A 23676-nucleotide genomic window follows, 5' to 3' on the forward strand; every position below is an offset into this window, starting at 1 on the left:
ATACAATGCGCCGTTGCGAACAGCTCGCCCTTCTTTCACATGGATCGCTCAATGGATGACCGCTGGCTGTCGGTTGACGAAATCGCCGAATACCTGGGTGTTTCCAAGGACACCGTCTACACCTGGGTGACCGGGAAAGGCATGCCCGGTCACAAGGTCGGCCGGTTCTGGAAGTTCAAGAAAGAAGACGTGGACGGCTGGGTCCGGGCGGGTGGGGCTCAGGCCGATGACGCCCATTCAGATGCCGACTCGTGACTCGGGGGAGACTATGACGAGTCGCTGGAAAACCATATCGCCCTCTCAGTTCCCGTGGGAGCAGAACGCACTGGACTTCATCCAGCGTGCGTTACCCAACCGAGAGCCCTTCCGTGCCTACAGCAATTTCGAGTTTGTTGCCGACGACGGGAGCATCAACGAAGTTGATCTGCTGGTCGTTTCCCGGTACAGCATCTTCCTGGTCGAAATCAAGAGCCGCCCAGGCGAAGTCGGTGGCGATTCGCACACCTGGATCTGGCGCGATGGGGCTCGGGAGTACTTTGACGACAACCCCTTGCTGCTCACCAACCGCAAGGCAAAGAAACTCGCGTCGTTGCTTCGCAAGCAACTGACCGTACAGAAGCGTCGCACACCGTATATTCAGTCCCTGGTTTTCCTGTCGGACCCTGGGCAACGATGCAAGCTCACGGGCCCTGCACGCGAAAACGTGCATCTAAGGGCCGACATCGCTGGCAAGCTATTCAATGAGACCGCCCCCGTTGCCAGTGCGCAGCCTATTGACCGGGATCTGGCCACGTCCATCAACCGGGCGCTGGAAGCGATTGGAATTCGCCCCCCGCAGCAGAGTCGGCGCGTTGGTGACTATCAGCTCGAGCAAGTCCTCGCGGAAACCGATTTCCATCAGGACTGGCTCGCCAAACACGTATCGCTGAACAACCTTCGGCGGCGCGTGCGCCTTTACACCGCAAAGCGCAACCTCAACGCCGCGCAGCGCTCGATGTTGGCAGATGCCGCGCGCCGTGAATTTCAGTTGCTTGAAGGCATCCGTCATCCGGGCATCTTGCGTGCATCGGATTTCATCGACAGTGAGCACGGCCCGGCCCTGATTTTCGACTACGAGGAAGGGCTGCAACGACTTGACCATTTCATACGGGCTCAAGGCGAGCACCTCGACCTCTGGCAACGGCTGAAACTCGTCCGTGCCATTGCCGAAGCCTTGGATGCGGCACATCGCTACCGTCTCTACCACCGCGGCCTGTCACCCCAGACCATCATGGTCCGAACCGTGGGCGCGAACTCGTTCGACGTTACGCTGTTCGACTGGCAGATAGCGACGCGGCAACTTCAGGAAGCCGAGGGAGAGACGACGGGCACGCTCCATGTCGAAATGCTCTCGGATCGGGTGGCGCAGGAGATTTACCTCGCACCCGAAGCCCGTATAGCCCCGCGCCCGGATGCCATCAAGCTGGACCTGTTCTCCCTCGGTGCCATCTCCTACTTTGTGCTCGCCGGTGAGCCGCCCGCCGTCAGCGGCGATGAGCTGGTTGCCAAGTGTGAGCAGGGGCCGGGTCTTACACTCTCGGCACTGGTCAATGGCTGTCTGGCCGAGATCGAGGATCTGATCCAGTTCGCGACCTGGCCTTCAACGGAAGACCGGTTCGGTTCGACCGGGGAATTCCTCGTGGCGCTCGACAAGGCAGAGGAAGCGCTTGAAGACGCGCTGACCGCTCCGGCGTCACCCCTCGCTTCCCCGTTGGAAGCAAATGCGGGCAACGAGCTGCACGGCTTTGAAGTCGTCCGTCGCCTTGGCAAGGGTGGAACCAGTCTGGCCCTGGAGGTCCGCCGCAAAGGCGCGGGTCAGCCCCGCCAGGGTGTATTCAAGATTGCACTGGAAGCGGAATACAACGAACGCCTCAAACGCGAGGCGGAAACCTTGGTCCGCCTGCAACCGCATCAGAACATTGTCCAGTGCTTCGAGCGCTTCGAAATCGCGGGGCTTGCGACCCTGTTCCTGTCCTCTGCAGGCGAGGAAACGCTGGGCGAGCGTCTGCGGCAAGAAGGTCGATTGGGGCTGGACCTGCTGCAGCGCTTCGGTGAGGAGCTGATTTCCGTCGTGGAGTACCTGGAGCGGGAGGGGGTTCCTCACCGCGACATCAAACCCGACAACATCGGCATCCGCCCCGGGGCGGGGAAGCGGCTCACGCTCACGTTGTTTGATTTCTCGCTGGCGGGGGTGCCCGCCAGCGATCTTAATGCGGGAACCCGGGTTTACATGGACCCTTTCCTGCGCAAGCGCGGTATGTGGGATGGCTACGCCGAGCGCTACTCTTGCGCGCTGACGCTGCATGAGATGGCCGCCGGCACCTTGCCCGAGTGGGGTGACGGCAGCGCAGACCCGGCGACGCTGAAGTCCGAGATCATCCTGGACTCCGAGCGCTTTGACGCATCGATCCGCCAGCAAGCGCTCGAATTCTTCAGCCGGGCACTGGCCCGCGATCACCGCAAGCGCTTCGACAACGCAGAGCAGATGCTGCGCGCCTGGCGCAAGGTGTTTGAGAACGTTTCTCGGCCCGTCACCGCCCACACCACCAATCCGCCGCAGGGCCAGTTGCCGTTCGGCGAAGAACCGACTACACCGGTGAGCGGCATCACGCCGACCACGCCGCTGGAATCGTTGGAGTTGGATTCCCGTCACCTCGAATTGATTGACCGAATTGGTCACGACGAGCTGTCGACGGCCGGTGACCTGGCGGACCTGCCGCGCAATCGCCTGTACCGTCACCGCGGCATCGCGCTGGCGGTCGCACGCGAACTGCACCAGATTGCCGACCGGCTGCGACATCAGTTCAGTGGCGGTGTCGTCAGAGACGAGCAACCGGCCGACACCACCGTTGCCAAGCTTTCGGTGGATGCCGCCGCCGCCTTGCTCGTGCCGAAAAAAGGCGATGAAGCGCAGCTCCAAGCCTTGGAGGGGTGGCTGGGCCTGGCGGCCGGAGCCGCCAGCACACCGCTGGCAGAAGAACTTCTGCAGTCGATGGCTGAACGCATGTCGCGCCAGCCCGAGATCACCCACCTCCGTGACGACGTGGCCCTTGTCGTGGCTGGGCTCGGCGGGATTGCCACCGTCGGCGAGATCGCTTCGGCATTGCTGGCCCGACGTGGCAGCGTACAAACCGGTGAAACCCGGCACATCGAGGCGGTGGCTCTGACGCGCGCGGTCGTCACCGTCGAGCGTACCAAGCAGGCTGCACGCTGGCAGGTGGTGCAGCGTGACTCCAACGTCCGCCCCCTGGTCCAGGCGCCGCAAGCGGATGATCTCGTGGTCGCCACGCTGGCCAGCAGCGGAGCCTCGGGCCTCTTCCCTTCGTCGCCGGAGGTGCGCGCCAGCTACGCGGTCGATCTGGGCGATACGGCCGACCGACTGGCGCAGTTGGACCCACTACCTTCGGCCCAACAGGTGGCCGATGCCTTGGCGCGCATTCAGCGCCCCGCTGGCGACACCAGTTTGAGCTCGGAACGAATGATTCGTCTGGCGGCAGCATGCGCCCGTCAGGCCGCCTTGTCGTCACGCCTCGAGTTCTACCCGGTTCAGTTGCCCGCCGCGCGTGCTGTCAAGCTGGCTACCACGTCGCTACTCGGCTTGCGACAGTTCGACATCGAGACGATCCGGCGGCGTGTTTTTGCCCGCTATCCCGAGGCCGCCCCATTGCCGGGCCCGACGGACCTGGAAACCTTGCTCAAGGATGCGGGCCTGGATGTGAGGTGGGATGGAGTCAAGCGCGCCTTCGTCACACAGTTCTCGACCGGCGTCATTTCGGGCACCACGCAAATCACCCGGCTCTCGACCAATAGCCGCCCACGCACGGCCACGGCGCCGGATATTCAGGCGGCCTTGCAAATCGATGAGCGCATCAGGCACGCCCTTGCCAGCGGCAAGCTGCTCACGCTGTCGGTCGATCCCAAGGGGCTTCCGGTCGCCCAGCGTGAATTGGCGCAGCGTTTTGGCCTCAAGGTGATCGACTTCGACGAGGTCGTGCTGACGCAGCTCGAAGCGCAGGCGCGCGAATGGGAGGTCGACTGGAACGTCCTGCTCGCCGCCGATGCCGCACCGGCAGGGTCCGTCGACGCGCAGAACTTCGCCACGGTGCTGGGCGAGGTGTGGCCCAAAGTCGAAGCCAAGTTGCTCACGGACGACCAGCCCGGGCTCCTGGTCAACCTCGGGTTGGCCGCCCGTTGGCAGCGCATGCCCCTGTTCGCCCGACTGGCCGATGCCTGCATGTTCGGTCAGCGTCCTCCTCTGATAGCGCTGATTGCCAGCCCGATGACGCCCGACAACCGCCCGGTGCTGGATGGCCAGGCCGTTCCGGTGACCATCAACACCACGGACTACGGTCGGATCCCACGTGCCTGGCTAGAGAATGCCCACGGCACGCCCGGCAACCCGTCTGCCAAGACCCGCGCCAAGGCAAGAAAAGAATGATCAATCGCATCAAGCTACTCTCCGATCTCAAGCTTCAGGTTCGCGACCTGGAGGGCGACCTGCGTGGGCGCTTTGCCAGCCACGCCGAGTACAAGAATCGCCTGACTGCGGACTGGCAGGCCGCTCGCGACGCCGGTCGCACGGCTGAGGCCCTGGAAAGCTGGGTAGAGGCCCAATTCACCCAGTCCGCTGTAGCGTGGGTTCTGGCCTGCGTCTTCATTCGTTTCTGCGAAGATAACGACTTGCTCGATGCCCCGCTGATTGCCGGCACCAATAGCCGAGGTCAATCTGCCGTGGGGCGGCAGGAAGCGTTCTACCTTGAACACCCGACAGCCTCCGACAACGACTACTTGCGCGATGCCTTTGCCGTAGCGGGCCGCCTGCCGGGTTTATCGGATGTCCTGAAGGTTCAGCGCAATCTGCTCGCCGCACCGGTCTCTGCCGATATGGGCAAGCAACTGGTGCGCTTCTTCCGGGCCACCAATGCCGACAGCGGTGCTCCGGTTCACGACTTCGCCGATCCCGACTGGAACACCCGCTTCCTGGGCGATCTGTACCAGGACCTCTCCGAAGCCGCCCGCGAACGCTATGCGTTGTTACAGACGCCCGAGTTCGTCGAGTCCTTCATCCTGGATCGGACGCTGACCCCGGCGCTCGACATCTACACGCTGGAAGACGTTGACCTGATCGACCCGACCTGCGGGTCCGGACACTTCCTGCTCGGAGCATTTGAACGGCTGGCCCCGCTGTGGCTGCGTAAGCGGCCAGACAACGTCAACCTGGCCCTGCAGGAAGCGCTCGACCGCATCGCGGGCATTGACCTCAACCCCTACGCGGTGGTGATCGCCCGTTTCCGGCTCCTGGTGGCCGCGCTGAAGATGGCGCAGGTCAGCAAGTTGCGGCTCGCTCCGGACTTCCATCTGCACATCGCGACGGGTGACAGCTTGCTGCATGGCTTCGACCAGCGCGACTACTCGCGAGCGCAGGCGGCACTCGCCTTGAATACCCCGCAGGAGAACCTTGCGACGGCCGCCGATCACTTGTATCGCCATGCGTTTGCCGCAGAAGATCTGGCGGCCACGAATCGAATTTTGGGACGCAAGTACGCCGCGGTTGTGGGCAATCCGCCTTACATCGCCGTCAAGGACCGGGCTGTCTCTGCCCTATATCGAGATCGCTTCTCCAGTTGCCACGGCAAGTACGCTCTCGTTGCGCCGTTTTGTGAGCGATTTTGGGCGCTGGCCAAGCCGCTCGATAGCGCGCAACGTGCAGGACACGTGGGTTTGATCGTTGGCAACAACTTCATGAAGCGCGAGTTCGGAAAGAAGTTGGTAGAAGCGTTCTTTCCATCCGTAGACCTGACACATGTAATCGATACTGCTGGTGCCTACATTCCAGGGCATGGCACCCCGACAGCCATCTTGTTCGGACGGAATCGACCGCCAGCCAGCAGCGCAATTCGCGCAGTGATGGGAATCAAGGGCGAGCCATCAACACCAGCCGATCCAGCTCAGGGAGTAGTTTGGCAGGCCATTCTCAACCAAGTCGACCGGCGTGACTCTGAATCGGAATGGATTAGCGTTACTGATGCTGAGCGCTCCCTGTTCGCTCGACACCCATGGAGCATTGGAGGCGGAGGGGCTTCGGAATTAAAGAATCAAATCGAAGAAATTGCCAGCGGAAATTTGGGGGCGATTGCTGATGAAATGGGAATCGTCAGCGTCACAGGCGAAGATGAGGTTTATCTGGTGACGGATCAAAGCGTCGCAGATCGTCATGGAATCGAGAATACTAAGCAACTTGTCACAGGAGACCTTGTTCGAGATTGGAATGCATCTGGTCTTACGGCAGTTTGGCTTTACGATATTGATTTCAATCTCCAATCAATCGATATGCATCCTAATACACATCGATTTCTTTGGAGTTTCAGATCCAACCTATCAAAGCGAAAACGCTTTGGAACGCCGATGTTGGAGCGCGGCCTTTCTTGGTATGAGTGGCAAGAGCTTTACGCAGCAAAGCTCAGAAATCCGCTGACCATAACGTATGCGTTCGTAGCGACTCACAATCATTTCGTGCTAGATCGTGGCGGGAAGATATTCAATCGTTCGGCTCCCGTAATCAAACTTCGAGCGGACGCAACCGAAGAATATCACTTCGGCGTCCTCGGAGTTCTAAACTCTTCCCTGGCCTGCTTTTGGGCAAAGCAAGTATTTCACAACAAAGGCAGCACAGTTGATCAACATGGCGCGCGACAAAGAACGGACGCCTTTGAAGATTTCTATGAGTTCACCTCAACCGGGCTTGCGAAGTTTCCTTTACCGGGAGTGCTTCCTACTGCAACTGCGAGATTGCTAGATGAATTTTCAGGCAGGCACGCCGATGCGCTTCCGGATAAGGCCATAAAGTCGCCGATTCCCAGTCGCCAAGACTTACATGCTAGGCGAGAAGACCTAAAGGCGATTCGCAAGAATATGATCTCCTTGCAAGAAGAGCTTGACTGGGAGGTCTACAAGCTTTTCGGGGTGCTCAGTGACGAGCTTCGATATGTAGGCATTCCACCCCAAATTGGTATAGGTGAGCGTGCGTTTGAGATCCTGCTGGCGCGCCAATGCACGACTGGCATCACGACGACCACTTGGTTCGCGCGCCATGGCGCACAGCCCCTTACCGAGCTTCCTGACCACTGGCCAACGGACTATCGGGCCTTGGTAGAACGGCGCATCGCGGCCATCGAGCGCTCGCGCGATCTGGCCCTACTCGAGCGCCCCGAATGCAAGCGTCGTTGGGCAGGCGCGGATTGGGAATCGTTGGAGAAGGCGGCCATTGAAAACTGGTTGCTTGATCGCCTGGAGGGCGCCGACCTCTGGCCGCGCGACGTCCATCCCGCCCCGAGACTGCGCTCGGTACGCGAGCTGGTCGATGCCTTGTCTGGCGACGAGGACTTCAGGCGTGCCCTCGATTTGTACGCGGGCAGCGGCAGCGATGCGCATGCGACGGTAGTGGCGCTGATACAGCAGGCCAGCGTCCCGTATCTCGATGCCCTGCGCTACAGCGACAGCGGCTTGCGCAAGCGGGGGGTTTGGCAGAACACCTGGGCAATGCAGCGGCGTGAAGATGCAATCGATGCCGAGGTGGCTCGTCGCTTGTCCGGGCAGCCCATGGAAGCCGTCAATGAGGAACAGTCGCGGCGTAAGGCTGCGGAAGTGGGTGCGATTCCGGTCCCGCCTAAATACAAGCAGGAGGACTACCGCGATGGCGTCTCCTGGAAGTTGCGCGGAGCGCTGGATGTGCCCAAGGAGCGTTTCGTGAGCTTCCCTGGCCTCGAGCGCAGCAACGACGCAACAAGCCCGATGCTGTTGTGGGCCGGGTACGACGCCAAGGCGCGGGCTTTGGCGCTGACGGGATATTTGTACGAGATGCTGCAACGCGAAGGTGCGGATGCCGATCGTCTGGCACCGGCACTGGCCGGCCTCGACGAGTTGCTGCCCTGGGTGCACCAGTGGCATCCCGAAGTGGATGACGACCTGGGGATGAGTACCGGCGATTACCTGCAGGGCTTGCTCGATGCGCAGTTGGCCCAACACGGGCTGACCCTGGCCGCCGTGCGTGCCTGGCGTCCGCCTGCATCTACTCGCCGCCCCCGGGGCCGGCGATCCAGCGCTGCCACCGAGGCCTGACGAGATCACTGTATCGAGGGAGACAACAAGATGCCAAAACTGCGCGAGATTTTTGACCTGCCGGAGCAGGTTCATCAGGGCGACTTCGTCCTACGCCTGACGGATGGCCTGAATGCGCCCGCCGAGACCGTGCGCGATTACATCGCCACGCCACAGTTGGTGAAGTGCTTCGATCAGGCACTCGGCGTGGTCAAGGGCGCCCTCGATAGCCAGATGAGCAAGGGCGCGTACCTGCACGGCAGTTTTGGATCCGGCAAGAGCCATTTCATGGCCATCTTGTCGCTGCTGCTGCGGGGGGACGCCACGGCCCGTGGCAAGCCCGAGTTGGCCCCGGTCGTCTCCAAACACAATGTCTGGACGCAGGGCAAGAAATTCCTGGTCGTGCCCTACCACATGATCAACGCCGAGACACTGGAATCGGCGCTATTCTCGGGGTACGCCGAGCTTACCGCTAGGTTGCATCCGACCGCACCAAGCCCTGGTTTTTACCAGAGCGAAGGGATGCTCAATGATGCGCAGAAGCTGCGCACCCAGATGGGCGATGAAGCCTTCTTCCGTACCCTGAACGATGCGGTCGGTGCGTCCGCTGGTGGTGGCGGTGGCTGGGGGCGCGTGACGCAGACCTGGGCCGCAGCTCGGTTTGAGTCGACGCTGCAACTGCCACCGGGCAGCCCGGAGCGTTTCAAGTTGGTGGGTGCGCTGACGCGTGCCTTCTTCAGCAGCGTGAGCCATCTATCCGCCTCGCAACGCGAGCTGTACACCGCGCTTGACGAGGGCCTGTCTGCGATGTCGCATCACGCCAAGGATCTGGGCTACGACGGCATCATCCTGTTCCTGGACGAGTTCATCCTGTGGCTTGCCAGCCGTGCTGCTGATGCCGCGTGGATTGCCCGCGAGGGCCAGAAAGTTGCCAAACTGGTCGAGTCGGGGAATGCCGATCGCCCCATCCCCATCATCAATTTCATGGCTCGCCAGCGGGATCTGCGCGAGCTGGTCGGCGAGCACATGCCGGGTGCCGAACAGTTGTCGTTCGCGGACACACTGCAGTGGTGGGAGGCGCGTTTCGACAAAGTGAACCTGGAGGACCGCAACCTCCCGGAAATCGCCAAGAAGCGCCTGCTGCGTACACGAGGTCCGGCTGAGGAGACACAGCTCAAGGGGGCGATCAACAAGCTCCTGGGCAGCCAGCCTGAGGTGCTGCAGACGCTTCTGACCCGCGATGGCGATCAGCAGATGCTGCAGGACCTGTACCCCTTCACTCCGGCGCTGGTGCAGACCCTGATTGCGGTGTCGTCGATGCTGCAGCGCGAGCGCACGGCGCTCAAGCTGATGCAGCAGATGCTGGTGGACAAGGCCGACTCCCTGGAAATCGGCGATGTGATCCCGGTTGGCGACCTGTTCGACGTGATTGCCGACGGCGACGAACCTTTCACCCATGGCATCAAGCTGTTCTTCGAGCAGGCCAAACAGCTCTGGCGGCGGCGCTTGCTGCCTATCCTGGAAACGCAGCACGGCGTGACCTGGGAAGACATCGAAGCCGGCAAGGCCGACCCGAAGAAGGCGGCGGCCCTGCAGAACGATGCGCGCCTGCTGAAGACTCTGGTGTTGGCGGCACTGGTGCCCGAGGTCGAGGCGCTGAAGAACCTGACGCCGACCAAGCTGGCCGCGCTGAATCACGGCACGATTCGTACCCCTGTGCCGGGTAGCGAGGGCATCACCGTGCTGACCAAGCTGAAGCGCTGGGCCGGACAGGCGGGGGAGATCAAGATCGCCGACGATTCGCCCAATCCGGTCGTGTCGGTCGAGGTCGCCAAGGTTGACACCGACGCCATCCTGGCCAATGCGATGTCCTTTGATACGCAGGGGAACCGGCAAGCCGAGGTCCGGCAGTTGATCACCGACGGCCTGGGGCTGCCCGATGCAGGCTCCGGCTTGTTGCCGCCCGAGATGGAGATTGTCTGGCGCGGCTCGCGGCGAAGTGCCGAGATTCTGTTCGGCAACATCCGCGAGCAGTCCTTCGATACCCTCAAGGGACGTGAAGGTACTTGGCGCATCCTGATTGACTTCCCGTTCGATCATCAGCCGGAACACGGCCCGCAGGATGACGTCGCCAAGCTCAATGGCTTCCTCAATGATGGACGCGTGGGGCGCTCCGTGGCGTGGTTGCCGTCCTTCCTGTCGCCCAACACGCAGGATCAGTTGGGCCGTCTGGTGGTCATCAATTTCGTTCTGCGCGGCAATAACCTGGACCAGTACGCGAGCCAACTATCGCAGGCGGACCGGGAGCAGGCGCGGGTGTTGCTGACCAACCAGCGCGACCAGTTGCGTCAGTTCATTCGCAACTGCCTGTACACCGCCTACGGACTCAATAGCGTCGCTCAGGAGGCGCTGGACCCGGCGCAAACGGTCGACGAGCACTTCTACAGCCTCGATCCGTCCTTGGTGCTCCGCCCGCCGGTGGCCGCCAATTTCAGGGATGCGTTCGAAAAACTCGCCGAGCAGGCGCTGGACTACGAGTTTCCAGCGCACCCGCACTTCGATGTCGAACCTCGCCCGATCGCCGTCAAGCGCTTGGCTGACGTGATGGTGCTGGCGGCTCAAAAGCCGGCCCATAGGGTCGAGCTTGAGGCATCGCTGCGCGATGACGCGAAACGGATCGCACCAAAGCTCGATTTGGCCGAGGTGGGCGAAGCGGCCCTGCAGCTGCGTGACGACTGGTCGCAACATTTTGCGCGCCAGATCGCCCAGCAGTCCGGACGCGACCCGAGCGTGGTAGACCTGCGCCGGTGGCTGGATCAACCCGAAAAACGCGGGTTGCGCGATGACTTGCAGGATCTCGTCATCCTGACCTGGTTGGCCAAGAGCAATCGCTCCTTGTACCGCTTTGGCCAGCCTTTCCGGGGCGAGATCGGGAATGTGCCCAACGAATGCGAGGTGCGCGAGCAGCCCTTGCCGACCGCGGCGGATTGGGACAAGGCGACACGATTGGCAGGAGACATCCTCGATCCCATGATGGCCTCACTTTATCGTTCGGCGCCAGGGTTGGTGGAGTTCTCGCGAGCTGCGAAAAAGCGCGTGGCCGACACGGCTGCGCACCTGTTGAATTACCTGCGCGTTGTTGAGCAGTTGATGACCCTCGTGCAAACCGATGTGGTCGCAACGGGCGAGCCGGCCCTGCGCAAGACGGGCGCAGCACGTCTGCGCGACTGGTTCGTTGCAATTGATTCCAGCAGTTCAGAGGTTGAGCTCGTGAACCTGGTGGCTCGGCTCGACCTCAGCACCGAAGAGATCGCAGAGGCCAAGGCTGTGCTCGCTGGAGTCCAGGCTCTGGCCCGCGTGGAGGCCAAGCACTATCTGGTCAACAGTCTCCGCTCGATTGCGGCCGGGAGCGGCGAGTTCGCGCCCCGGGCCAATCAGATTCTGGAAAGCCTTGCCCATGCCGTTCTGCGCTACGAGTATGTGGATGGGCTGCAAGCGGCCGTTGCGCATTTTGAGCGTGATGCGGGGACGCTGATGGCGGACGTGGCCAACCGCGCGGCCCCTCCCGCGCCGGCTCCTGAGCCGATCCCAGAGCCGGAGCCCGAACCCGGCATGAAGGCAGCGCAGCGGATTGAACGCACACGGTTGGCCAAGAGCGACGCGCTGCAGGCACTTTCGGACGCGCGGCATCTGCTTGAGGGGCTAGGCGCAGTGAGTGTGGATATTCAGATCGTGATCCGGGAACAGGAATGAAGGTCACGGGACATCAGATCAGTCTTCAGGCCAAGCAGGCGCATGAGGCGGACCCGTCGGCGAAGTTCATTCTGCTGCACCTTCCCCTGGATGCCTTTGAGGGGACTGCCGTAGACGTCAATGCCGCCAGCTGGCCGGTCGCGGTTTGTAGCTCTCCACTGGCCGTCCGTGACGCGATGCGCCGTCATGCGCTCGTCGCGACGCCGGTTGTCTTGCTATTTGCCGGCAACGAAGGCGATCTGGGGGCGGATGTATTGGCGCGGTGTGCCAAGCGTCGTGCCATCACCCACGATCTATGGCAAACCGTCATGGCTTTGTTTCGGGCGGCCCACATCGATCCTCGACTTGCACGTCATCGTTGGCTCGCGGAACTACTCGTCCGCTTCATGCCTGCCGAGGGCTACGCGCCGGTTCGCTCTCTGGTCCTTGATCAGGATCGTGCATGGAAGGAGTTGTTTCGCGTTGTCCTGGGCTTCGAGTCTTACCCGCCGTCCGAGCTCGATCTGTTGAAGTGGGCTGGTGATGCGCAACGGCGCGAGCAGTTCAAGGCGCTGGAGGATCTCGCGCGGAACGAAGCGATACAGCGACTCCATGATTTCCTCGGGGCACTGGTGAAATGTGTGTTCGCAGCCCTTGATGCTGGCAGCGCGGACGAGCTGATCGCCATAGCCATCCTGTGTCAATCGCTGGAAGACAAGACTACGTCTTCGGAGGCGGACAGAGCGAAGGTAGCCGCCCGCCTGGAAGCGTTCTTTGATGGACTGACAATCTCGTCGGATACGGCTCACCAACTGGCCAAGGCCGCTGATGAGTGGTTCGAGCGTGCTACGGAGACTGCCAGGCAGCAGCAGGTGTCGCGCTACGAATCACTGGTGATCCAGCTGAAAGCCGAGTCGTTGGCCGTGCACGCGAAGTATGGCGCAGCTGCGCTTCGCGAGAAGACCAAGGCGTTTGCGGCCGCCCTCAATGAGTTGAACTTGCCGGCTGCCATCTCACGGTTGGGACAATTGGTGGACCACCGTGGCCCCGTCCTGAGCAGCCGCTCCGGATTGAGATGCAAGATGGCGGTGCGCCTAGTGAGTTGGCTCACCCAGACTTCTAACGCCTTTCCGTCGTCATTGAATGCGCTCACCGAGCAATATCGGAATGAGATCGCCTGGGTGGATTGGGCGCAGACCGTGCTGTTGGAAGGCGACGATTCTGCCGATCTGGCCAACGCCTATGGGCAGCTTCGAGAGAACACCCGCATCCGGCGGGAGGTGTTCGATCGCCGCTTTGCGGAATCACTGATCGCGGATCAGCCCAACGGCACATCCTTGATGCCGATCGAGGATGCGCTTGAGAAGTATGTTGCGCCGGTGGCCGCGCTTGCCCGCAGCTTGTTGATCGTTGTCGATGGGATGAGCATCCCCGTTTTCCTGGAACTCCACCAAAGTCTGAAGGAGCATGGCTGGGTCCAGTTCGAACGCTCCGAAGGGGAATGCTCGACGCTGCTGGCAATGCTGCCATCGACAACCGAGGCTTCCAGAACTTCGCTGTTGTGTGGAACGGCATGCGCAGGCTCGGCGGCGACCGAGCGGTCGGCGTTCAGCGCGTATCCATCCCTCGTGGCTCCATCTGTCGCCGGCAAGCCACCGGTCATTTTTCATAAGCGGGATCTGCTCGACAGCACTGGCGTCATCCTTTCGGATGACTTGAGAACTGCCCTCAGTGATACCCGCCAAAGGATCGTCGCGGTAGTAATCAATGCGGTGGACGATCACCTGATGAAGTCGGACCAGCTGCGACTGCGCTGGGACATCGGACAGTTCAAGGGCCTCGATGCCTTGTTGGCCGAGGCGCGCTCCTCGGATCGAGCCGTCGTGTTCACCAGCGACCACGGCCACATCCTCGACCAGGACACCGTGATGCAGGGCGCGAGCCCCAACGCCCGCTGGCGCGAGCCGAATCTGGAGTCCTATCCAGGCGAAATCACGCTCAGGGGCCCCCGGATCAAGGCCGCTAGCGGACTGGACGAGGTCGTCTTGGCCTGGAGCAGTAAGCTGCGGTACGCGACCAAACGGAACGGTTACCACGGCGGCTGTGCGCCGGCGGAAGCACTCGTTCCGATAGCCACCTACCGCTATGGCACTAAAGCTGGCGATGAATGGAGCGTCCGGGACGAGAGCTCACCCGTTTGGTGGCAGGAGTAACCGGACGCAGGCAGGAAAACAGGAAGAAGAGATATGGCCCGCATTGAAAACCACAAATACAGCATTGAGGAAGCGTTCAGGGAGTGCTTCTACATCGTTCCCGATTACCAACGCGAGTACGTCTGGACAGACAAAGAAGTTCATCAACTGCTTGACGACATCAATGAGCAGATCGATGCGGGCTCAACGCGGGAATACTTCATCGGTACCGTGCTGGTATCGCCGACTGACCAGAAGAACCATTACGAGGTAATCGACGGCCAGCAACGCCTGACGACGTTCTTTCTGCTGCTCTGTGCGCTTAAGCATCTATTCCAGGGAGAGCCCCAGCGCCAGATGATTGCAGGTCTTGTTTCGACCAGCTACGTCGACGGTGATGGAGAAGTTCAGACCAGCTTGAAGCTGGAGCCGCGGTACGAGAACGCAGGGGATGTCATCACCAAATTGGTAGAGCTGGATGCCGATCCCCAGGCAGTGCGTTCGGGCATTCAGGCCTCTGGCATCGCCAGCTTCGGCTCTCTGGAAAACCTAATCAATGCCTACGCCACACTCTATCGCTACCTGAAGGACAACTACGACGAGCCGGCGAAGCTGAAGAAATATTGGGGCTACCTTGCCAACAATGTCGTCTTCATACAGATATCCACCGACGTCAGTAGCGCCTTGAAGATCTTCGAAACCATCAATGAGCGCGGCGTCGGCCTGAATCCGATGGACTTGCTGAAGAACTTGCTGTTCACCCAAGTCAAGCAGACCCAGTTCACCCAGCTCAAGGATGAGTGGAAGAAGATCACCAAGCCGCTGGAAAAGGAAAAGGAGAAGCCGCTTCGTTTCCTGCGCTACTTCCTGATGGCCAACTATGTCATCAAGAACGACCGTGGCGACGCCGTGGTGCGCGAGGATGAGATTTACGACTGGTTCGTCGACAAGGACAATGCGGCGCTATGCGACTATGCGAACAAGCCATTCGAGTTCGTTCGCAAGGTCATACGTAACGTTGAGCACTACCTCGCGTTCAGCAATGGACTTGGCAACGATGGCAAGCCTAGTCTCGCGATGGATAGCCTCAAGCGCTTGGCCGGTGGCGCATTCAGCTTGCACTACGTGCTGCTGCTGGCAGCTGCGAATTTTCCGAAGCCACTGTTCGATCACTTCGTGGCGCAGCTCGAAAGTTTCCTTTTCTACTACATCTTCACCAAGACGCCGACCAAGGATCTTGAGCGGAGTTTCTCGCAATGGGCCGACGAGCTGCGCTCGGTCGCGGAGATCTCTGACCCGGCGAAACAGCGGGTGAAGCTCAACGCGTTTATTGCCGACCGCTTCGAAACGAATATGGCGGGCAAATCCCAGGAGCTGTCCGATGCACTGAAGCGGTTTACCCTGTACTCGATGCAGCAATACCGGACGCGTTATCTGCTGGCAAAGCTGACCCAATACGTCGACATGGCGTTCAGTGGCATTAAATTGCCGGGTAGCCTTGAGTCCTACACCAACCTTGAGATCGAGCACATCCTGCCGGACACGCCATCCGTCGAGTTGCGTGCGAAATGGACTGCTGAGAACCCGGCCGCCCTTTATGAGGATTACAAGAACAAGTTGGGCAATCTGACTCTGCTGGAGAAGCCGATCAACATTGTCGCCGGCAATGACTTCTACGCGGCCAAACGGGAGGAGTACCAGAAGAGCAGCAATTACCTGACTCGTAGCCTGGTTGATTTGACGAATGTCGGGCAGAACACTTCGATCACCCGGATCAACGGGAAGCTGCAGTCTTTCCCGACATGGAATGCGGCATCGATCGACAAGCGGCATGGGGTATTGATGTCTTTGGCGCAAGACGTGTGGAGGACGACGCCGATCGACGTGTAACCGCTGCCTCTGCTGGTGGTGGGTTATCGGGAAGTGGGAGGCGTGCTCCTTACCCTCTCCGGTGAAAACATCCCACCGCCCGTCCCGCCAGCACCCCGACCACCAACGGCACACAAGGCAACAGCAAGGGATGCAGCGTCACCGGCAGCACGAAGCCGATGACCGTCGCGCAGAGAGAGATGATGCCCAGGCTCGCGTACAGCGCGAACATCTCCGGATCGTGCTGCAGGAATTCCTTGGCCTTGATGAGCCGCGCGAACCCACCGTCAACGAGTGCGGCCAGGACGAACACCGTCAGCTCGGGCAGCCATTCGAGCAGAGTGGCGAACCGGTAGCTGGCGAGCAGGAGCGGGGCGTCGACGGCGCGGAAGTAGGCGTTATTGAAGAGGCGCTGGTTGACTGACGACATCTCCCGGGAAACGGCGCCATTCACGCCCGCCGGCGAGGGCGCATCCTTCGCGGCAGGAATCGGGGTAATCTCGGCCGTCGTCTCCTGCATCGTCAGCGACCGATTCAGCATGCGGGTGGCCGGCTCGCCGCCCCAGTATGCAGCCGCCGCCTCATGTTCGGCGCGCAGTTGGGCGAGGAAGCGCCCCGGCGGATGTGCCGCGGGCACGTACAGCACGAGCACCAGCAGAATGAGCAGCGATACCACTGCGACTGCGCGGATCATGGCGCCTTCCCCTTCGTACCGCGCGGCTTCGCATCGGGATCGAGGATCGGAAACCGCCCCTTGATGATCCGGCCGCCCGACACCGAGGCGAAGTACTGGAGGTTGGGGAGCTTTCCCAGCACGTCGGCCGGCACCATCTCCTCGAAGCTCTCGGTGAACTGCGTGGAATAACTCGACGAGAAGTCGCCGAGGTGGGCGTCCGAGCCGTGGCTCAAGCCCACACGCACGGTGTGGATCGCCGTCTTGCCGAAGGTCTCGACGACAAAGTCCTGGGTCGGCCGGTCCTTGGTGCGCAGGGCGATCAGGTTGTTGAGGTTGCCCAGCGCCATGCGTGCCGCATCTTCGCTGCCCATCCGCTTGGCCAGGTCCGCCAGGGTCTGCATCGCGCAGGTGGTGAAGATGCCGCCCTCGGCGCCCTTGTTGAGGATCTCGATCAGCGGCTGGTTGATGACGTTCGAGACCTCATCGACGAAGAGCGCAATGCGCCGGTAGCCGCCCAGGTTGTAGCGCATGCCTGCCCGTGCTGCCTGGTCAGCCAGCGCCAGAGCACCGATGGCCGAGGCGACGGACGGGTCGGGCAGGGAGTCCAGGCACATGTAAAGCACGTGGCCGGCGCGCTCGATCTTCTCGAAGTTCATGATGGGCCGCCGGTCGTCCGCATCGAAGGGGTCGGGCGAGAGGCTCTTGCCCAGGTCGCCTGAAGTCAGCATCGACAGGATGGGGAGCAGGTTGGCGGTGATCTTCTGATAGTGCTCCCGGTTGTGGCGGAAGGTCCGCACCTGGGCGTCGATAACCTTGTTGCGCTGGTTCTGGGCGATGTGGTGCTCGTAGTAGGCGACGAAGGCCATCAGGTCGGCGCTGGCCGCCTCCGAAGGGCGCTTGAGGTTGCCGCGGTGGGCGTCGTGGAGCAGCTTCTTCATCTCGGGCAGTTCCCGCCAGCCGGCACCGAGGGTCTGGTCGTAGTAGCGGCGCAGCGAGCTCTCCAGAACCGGCTCGATGCCGCCCTCGATGTACTTGGTGAGCTTCACCAGATTCGGCCGCTCTTCGATCTCGACCAGGCCCTGCACCACGACGTTGACCGCATCCCAGCCGAAGGCCGAGAAGGCGCCGGCGGTGTCGGGCGGCATGATCGACTGGATGCGCGACGCGAACTCGGTGGGCTTCTGCCAGTTGAAGGTGAAGTCCAGGCGCACGCCCCGCTCCGGGAATGCCGGGTGGAACTCCATGAAGGTGTCCGGCTCGCGGTAGTCCGCGCAGGCACGCTCCACGACGCGTTTGAGCCGCCGGCTGTTCTTCGGGTCGATGACGATCACCACGTCGCCGCGCCGGATCGCCTGAGTGATCAGGTTGGCGAGCGCCACACCCTTGCCGGACTGGGTGGTGCCGACCAGCAGGGTGCCGCCCTCGAAATTTTGCAGCGGCCGGTGCAGGGGGCCTTCCTTCGGTTCGACGCCGTGGATGTAGGGCAGACCGATCTCGGCGTCCGGCTGGGGCTTGGCGTTGTAGCCGAGCAGCCGCAGCAGGCGTGGTGACACCGCGAATTCCCGGTAGTCGATCTTGGCGAGCTCATAGAGCCGTTGCGAATGCACCGGCCGCCATTCGAAGCCGAAGCCCAGGAACACCGAGGCCGGATCCTTGCACCAACGTGCCAGGGCGTCGGTGCCGATGACCTCGATACCGCGCCCACCCAGCGACGCCCGCAGGACCAGCATGCGCAGCGCCTGGGCCATCCGCAGCACGCCCATCGCGAAGCAGACGAACGCCAGCGGCAGTGCCAAGTGCCGGGGAAGGGCACCGGTCACGCCGACGCCGACGAAATAGACCAACGCCAGCCACCAGGCGACGCCAGCATAGACCTCGTAGGCGCGGCGCCAGGGCATCTCGTAGCGGCGGACCAGCATCTCAGTCTTTCTCCGCTGCTGGCACGGCAAAGCCTGCTAGATCGAGGCCGCGCACGCAGCGTGGGTCGAGCACGATGCCGACGGTGGAGTTGCCGTTGAAATCGCGCGACAGGGTCGGCGGCCCATCCTGACTTGGCCTGACCAGCATCCTGGTTTCGACGAGCGCGCGCATGGCGAGCGAGGGCTGGATGCCGCGCCGCTCGAGTTCGACCAGGGGCACGAACACCCCTTGGGCGATGGTGCAGACGGCGGGCGGCCCCATGCCATCGTTGAGTGTGCGAATGGCCTCGGCCAGGGCGTCCCGCACGACCGGATTCAGACGCATCGGGGCTTGCAGGGCGAAGGCGGCGGGGGGCGGCTCCGAGACTGGCTCCCGCGAGGATGGGGCGGGCGCCTTTTCCAGCGCCGCACTGGCTTTGCTGCCGGCGGGCGGCTCGGGCGGCGGTATCAGCGATAGCTGGGTGCCGCTCTTGACGGGGGCCACCGACGCGGGCTTGGGCTCGGGCGCTTGCGGCGCAGGTGGGGCGGGCGCACGCTCCGGTTTGAATTCCAGCACCTGAGGTAGGGCTACAGGTGGTGGATCGATTCCCGCGAGGAGAATCTCCGGGGCCGAGAGCTTGACGGCTTCGAGCGGGGCCTTGGCACCGGGCGGCTGGATCGACCAGGTCGAGCGGCCTGCCGTCGCCGCCTCGAACACGCCCGCGGCCAGCAGCAGTTCCAGCACGGTCTCGGGCGCCTTGGGAATGCCGGCCAGTTGGTCGGCCTCGAGCAACTGGTGGATATCCTCGGCGCCGCCGGGCCAAATCAAGAAGAGGCCATCCTGCCCGAACCACAGACGCGATTTATCGCGGTTGGGCAGCCAGGCGGAGTTGCCGCGGGTGAGCCGCCGCAGGGCATCGACCAGGTAGCGTTCGAGGTGGGAGCCATATTGCGGCGAACCGTAGCGGTCGGCGCTGGCGATCAGATTGCGGTCGATGACGAGCGCCAGCGAGCGGCGCACGAGCTCGTCGAGGATGTTGTGGTCGCGATAGACCGGGATGCCGCCGATGCTGGCCAGCAGGTGGGGCACGATGACCGCATTGCCCTCGGCGAGGTCGGCCATCACCGCGGGCGGCACCACGTGGGGCAGGGCGAACAATCCCAGACCGCGCGCTTCGACGGCCTGGGGCCGCCAGCGCAGGAAATAGCGTTCGTTGCCGCGCGAGGCCAACCAGTCCGTCAGCGGATGCAGGAAGGCCGGCCAGGTCTCGCCGGCGGCATCGGTGACGATGACATGGCTCATCAGGCGGTGCAATTCGCTGCACAGGCCGGCGATGAAGGTTGCGTGGCGCCAGCGCGGCTCGAGTTGCCGGCGTGCCGAGATGCTCATTCGTCCCGAGAAGATGTGCGCGTCGGTGCCTTGCAGGCTGAAGAAGGCCGTCTCCAGGCCGAGCCGCAACAGGCCGCCGGGGGTGCTGAAGTAGTTGTCGGCGGTCGCTGGCAGGAGGTGCACGCAGGCGGCGTAGCGGCGCACCACCGCCAGGATGTCGCGCTCGAAACCGTCCCGGTCGGCGCCGTAGCAGAGCTTGATGCGCGCGATCAGGTCTGCGTCGCCGGCCAGCAACTCATCGACGGGCAGCGCGGCGAAACCGGGGTCGGAGGCGGGGTAAGCAGTGACGGGCGGTGGTGTGGCAGGCATGGGAGCGCCGCGATGCTGGAAGGAATGGGATGTGACCATTCTCGTGGCGTCGGCGCGGGCCTGTCGCGTCGAAACGGGGCCTATTCGGCGGGGGTATCGCTCCCGGGGCTCAGCAGGTGGAAGAGCGCCAGCATGCCCAGTTGGCGCTCCGTCATGTCGCGGGTGGCGCGGGCCGGGTAGGAGGCCTGGATGCGATGGTCCAGGTGAGAGCGTTCCAGGAGCTTGCAGAACGGGCAAGCGTCGCCGTGTGCCACGGTGCCGACCGCGGCAATGAACTCGCAGCCGCAGGTCGGGCAGGGGAGCACGGACAACGTGGGTGCGGTGGCCAGCCAGAGCCCGTCGATATAGGAGACGAGGTTGAAGGCGCGATCCAGGCTGATGCGGTGAGGCGGCTGCGTGGCGGCTTGGTAGGCGCGGTAGGCGAGAACCAGGGCGTCGCCGGCGGTGAGCCCCTGGACGCGCAACTGGCGATACTTGGCGCCGATGAGGCAGGCGTCGGTACGCACAATGAGGTTGGCGCCGTGGTACCACTCGGCCGAATCGGGGGCGCGTCCACGTGGGATGCTTCGGGGATCGGGGAAGAAGAGAGCCTGTACCTGACGCGGCGGGATGCCGGTGATGAGGTGGATGGTCTTCAGCCGTGCGCCGAGCGCCGCCAATTGCTTCGCCAGCTGGATGGCGCGCAGGTGCCGGTCGCCGCGCGTCGGCATGGGTCTCGGTTCCTACCGCCGGCCTTCGATGGGCTTGGGTGGATGGACGAGTGCCATGGGGCCTGCCAGCGGCCGCGGAGCGCTCAAGAGCGTTACGAGGTCGGCGCGCGGCGGGAACAGGGTCGTGTCGCCGACGTGGATCACCAGAGACCACAGATCATCAAGGCTCAAGCTCCGAAGGTAGTTGGCCTGTTCGGTGTCGAGCCCGTACCGGCAGCAGGTTGAAGCCATGTCATGCTGGAGACCGGCGCGTATGACGACGAGCACGTTCAGGTTGATCCATTCAGCGTCGGTAAGGGTCACGTGACTCATGGGCCTGGTCTCCGGTTCGCCCTGGTGCGATAGACGCCCACGATGTCGACGTTGGAAACCTTCGTGGGCGATCGGGCGCGATGGGGTGTAGTGAGGGTAGATCTGGATCAGAATAGATACCGCGAACGCTGTATGGCAATAGCATTTTCCGGATAGCGAGGGGCGCCGCTATCCTTGCCACACGCAAGGTCCGATCGATGCCGTCGCTTGGGGAAGCGTGCCGTCGCCTACCGGCTGCGACGACCACGCCGAACGGAATGCCATGTCTGTTGCATGGACATGACGGGGAAGGGCAGAAGGCCAGGCCGGGGCGTATACCCCGGCCGGCTTTCAGCGATCTTCAGGATCAGGCAGCTTCCGCCAGCCCTTTCCATTCATTTGCCGGCAGGTCCATCAGCCGGCCGCCCAGCGCTTCGAACTCCGTCGCGCGGTCGTAGTCCTCGACCTCCTGGCTGTAATGCGTGACCGCATTGACCAACCCATAGCCCGAGAGCTGGCCTTCGGCGATCAGGTGCCGCAGCACGCCGGCGCGCTCGCTTTCGTTCAGAGTGTAGCGTTGGGCCAGCACCTCGACGGTCTTCACTGGATCGCCCACCAGCGGGATGGCAAGCGTCTTCTGCAGCTTCTGCGCCGTCTGGCGGAAGGTCGCTTCCGACACTGCCGCCTGCACCACGTCGCGCACCTTCAGAAAGAAGGCCTTGTCGTCGGCGCGCAGGGTGTCGTCCTGATACACCGTGATCCCTTCATCCTCGCTGCCGAGTGCGCGGCCGACGTGGGTCTTCTTGAGCGAGCGGTCGGCCGCGATGAGGCCGTTGCTGCACACCAGCCGGAACAGCAGGGGCTGCACCGAAAGCGTCCCATGGCCGACCTCCGAGTTCGAGATCACCACACCGGCCTGCACCACGTCGCCGGGTGCCATCTCGTACTTCAGGCGCGGCGTGATGCACTTCAGGTACATGCGCGTTTCGGTCAACTCGACCGACTCGAAGCGTACCTCCGGCAACTGCTGCAGGATGGGCAGCACGCTCTCGGCCAGGTCGAAGTTGTCCAGGCGCCGGTAGCGATCCGACAGCACGGCACGCACCTGACCGTCCAGGGTGCGCAGCATGCGCCGCTCTTCCTCGCTTTGCAGCCAGGTGTTCACGTTGCGGTCCAGTAGAGCCGGCTGATCTTCGCGCATGCGCTCGAAGTAGGCATACGGAATCTTCAGCTTGTCCGCCAGCTGCCGGCGTGCCAGTGGGGTAACAGCGTAACGCACCGGGCCGCCGCTCTCCTCGATGACGAGACGGGTCTCGCCCCGGTCATCGGTGGCATGGCGCACCAGCGTCGAGGGCACGATCAGATCCTTCTTCGAGTGCAACTGGCGCTCGAGTTCCTGGGCCAGGCTCACGAGAGAACGTCCGCTTTTCATGGCAATCTCCTTGTCGGAAAAGAAAAGCGGGGACGGCACATCCTTGCGGGGATGCGCATCCCCGCAAGGGTCGATGGCGGAGCGGCGATTGGCCGATCCGAAAAAGGCGCGACGTGAATCGCGCGAGAACTCCAGGGCTGTCTTCGCGACGCCGTGGGGCGTCACCTGGTGTGACAACTACCAGTGGGGCAAACCGCCTTTTCACCGGAACCGCCAGATGCGGTCCCGCTGAAAAGGCGGGTGCGGCGGCATCACCAAGATGGACCGCACCCGCATCAACACTTACGCCGCGCGAGGCTCCTGGGCGGCCAGACGCTGGCGCCAGACGTCGGCCCAGTCGGTGCCGGCCTGCCTGGGCAGGAACACCCGCACTTCCCGCCGACCCGTCGCCTTCTCATCCCGCTTCAACCGACGCGCCAGCGCGAAGGCGAAGGCCTGGCCAGCGAAGTCGCCCTCGGCGTCGTTGTCCGCGTAGATGCAAACCTTGCGCACCGTGTCGGGCAGCCACAGCTTCTCCAGGTTGCCGGCGTTGAGCCCGGCCCACACCGGCTTGCCGGTCGCCAGATGCAGGGCGAGACCGGTCTCGATGCCTTCGCTGATCGCCAGTTCCTCGGTCGGCTCGAAGAGACGCACCGCGGCGCCGTTGATCCCGGCCGAGAGCACCTTCTTCGCGTCCAGGGCCGCGAGCTTGCCGCCGTTCTGCAGATAGGTCCGGTGCAGGGTCACGGCATGGCCATCGGCCCCCTGGATGCAGGCCAGCATCGCCGGGTACTCGGCGATCTTGCGCGACTTGCCGGCGGCATCCTTCTGGTAGTAGCCGAGCGCCGGATGAAAGCGCAGCACCTTCGGGTACACCGGTAGCGCCAGGCCTCGGCCGCTCAGGTAGCGGTCGACCTCGTCGCGGTATGAGCGTGACGACTGCTTGAACATAGCCGCTGCTGGGTTTGAGCGCGGGGTATTGCAGCAACAAGTTGTCGTTGTCTTCGTGCTTGAATTTTCTTGGCTGCGTTATTCGTGTCTGGCCGGGGCAGGAACTCAGTC

13 protein-coding genes are annotated in these 23676 nt (G+C 62.7%); 6 read left to right on the forward strand and 7 right to left on the reverse strand.

Annotated elements, in window-relative coordinates; genetic code table 11:
• Positions 1-51 precede the first annotated feature (51 nt).
• The 6 genes from mads1 to C7389_RS04295 are packed head-to-tail and all read left to right on the forward strand — an operon-like array spanning position 52 to position 15950.
• Complete coding sequence (gene mads1, locus C7389_RS04270; RefSeq protein ID WP_133588694.1) at positions 52-255, forward strand: methylation-associated defense system helix-turn-helix domain-containing protein MAD1; 204 nt, start codon at positions 52-54, stop codon at positions 253-255.
• Positions 256-268: 13 nt separating this feature from the next.
• Positions 269-4477, forward strand: a complete 4209-nt coding sequence (gene pglW / locus C7389_RS04275; RefSeq protein WP_133588696.1) for a BREX system serine/threonine kinase PglW — start codon at positions 269-271, stop codon at positions 4475-4477.
• Entirely contained in the window at positions 4474-8157 is a 3684-nt protein-coding gene (gene pglX / locus C7389_RS04280) for a BREX-2 system adenine-specific DNA-methyltransferase PglX (RefSeq protein WP_133588698.1), read from the forward strand. Before pglW ends, pglX begins: the two co-directional genes overlap by 4 nt.
• Positions 8158-8187: 30 nt before the next feature.
• Positions 8188-11889 carry a BREX-2 system ATPase PglY family protein gene (locus C7389_RS04285; protein WP_133588700.1) on the forward strand — a complete coding sequence of 1234 codons (3702 nt, stop codon included), beginning with the start codon at positions 8188-8190 and terminating at the stop codon, positions 11887-11889.
• The gene (gene pglZ, locus C7389_RS04290) at positions 11886-14081 is read left to right on the forward strand and encodes a BREX-2 system phosphatase PglZ (protein ID WP_133588702.1); all 2196 of its coding nucleotides are present in this window, start codon (positions 11886-11888) and stop codon (positions 14079-14081) included. The genes C7389_RS04285 and pglZ overlap by 4 nt, the downstream gene beginning before the upstream one ends.
• Before the next feature lie 33 nt (positions 14082-14114).
• The gene (locus tag C7389_RS04295) at positions 14115-15950 is read left to right on the forward strand and encodes a DUF262 domain-containing protein (protein WP_133588704.1); all 1836 of its coding nucleotides are present in this window, start codon (positions 14115-14117) and stop codon (positions 15948-15950) included.
• 49 nt (positions 15951-15999) lie between these two features.
• Here the strand turns inward: C7389_RS04295 and C7389_RS04300 are convergent, their stop codons facing one another.
• The 7 genes from C7389_RS04300 to C7389_RS04330 all read right to left on the reverse strand — a co-directional run bounded on the left by C7389_RS04300 (position 16000) and on the right by C7389_RS04330 (position 23565).
• Complete coding sequence (locus C7389_RS04300) at positions 16000-16623, reverse strand: IncC plasmid conjugative DNA transfer DtrJ family protein (RefSeq protein WP_133588706.1); 624 nt, start codon at positions 16621-16623, stop codon at positions 16000-16002.
• Positions 16620-18524: a conjugative transfer system coupling protein TraD gene (gene traD, locus C7389_RS04305; protein WP_133588708.1), complete on the reverse strand. Its 1905-nt coding sequence runs from the start codon at positions 18522-18524 to the stop codon at positions 16620-16622. Before traD ends, C7389_RS04300 begins: the two co-directional genes overlap by 4 nt.
• A gap of 1 nt (position 18525) precedes the next feature.
• Positions 18526-20241, reverse strand: a complete 1716-nt coding sequence (gene mobH, locus C7389_RS04310; RefSeq protein WP_133588710.1) for a MobH family relaxase — start codon at positions 20239-20241, stop codon at positions 18526-18528.
• Between the two features lie 41 nt (positions 20242-20282).
• On the reverse strand, positions 20283-20912 hold the full coding sequence (locus C7389_RS04315) for a FlhC family transcriptional regulator (protein WP_133588712.1): 630 nt from the start codon (positions 20910-20912) through the stop codon (positions 20283-20285).
• Between the two features lie 12 nt (positions 20913-20924).
• Positions 20925-21224, reverse strand: coding sequence for a hypothetical protein (locus C7389_RS04320; protein WP_133588714.1), 300 nt, complete (start codon positions 21222-21224; stop codon positions 20925-20927).
• Between the two features lie 346 nt (positions 21225-21570).
• Positions 21571-22635, reverse strand: coding sequence for a DUF932 domain-containing protein (locus C7389_RS04325; protein WP_133588716.1), 1065 nt, complete (start codon positions 22633-22635; stop codon positions 21571-21573).
• A 282-nt stretch (positions 22636-22917) separates the two neighbouring features.
• On the reverse strand, positions 22918-23565 hold the full coding sequence (locus C7389_RS04330; RefSeq protein ID WP_246034621.1) for a DUF7146 domain-containing protein: 648 nt from the start codon (positions 23563-23565) through the stop codon (positions 22918-22920).
• Positions 23566-23676 lie beyond the last annotated feature (111 nt).

Origin of the sequence: Azoarcus indigens (assembly GCF_004361735.1) — a bacterium.
GTDB lineage: Bacteria > Pseudomonadota > Gammaproteobacteria > Burkholderiales > Rhodocyclaceae > Azoarcus > Azoarcus indigens.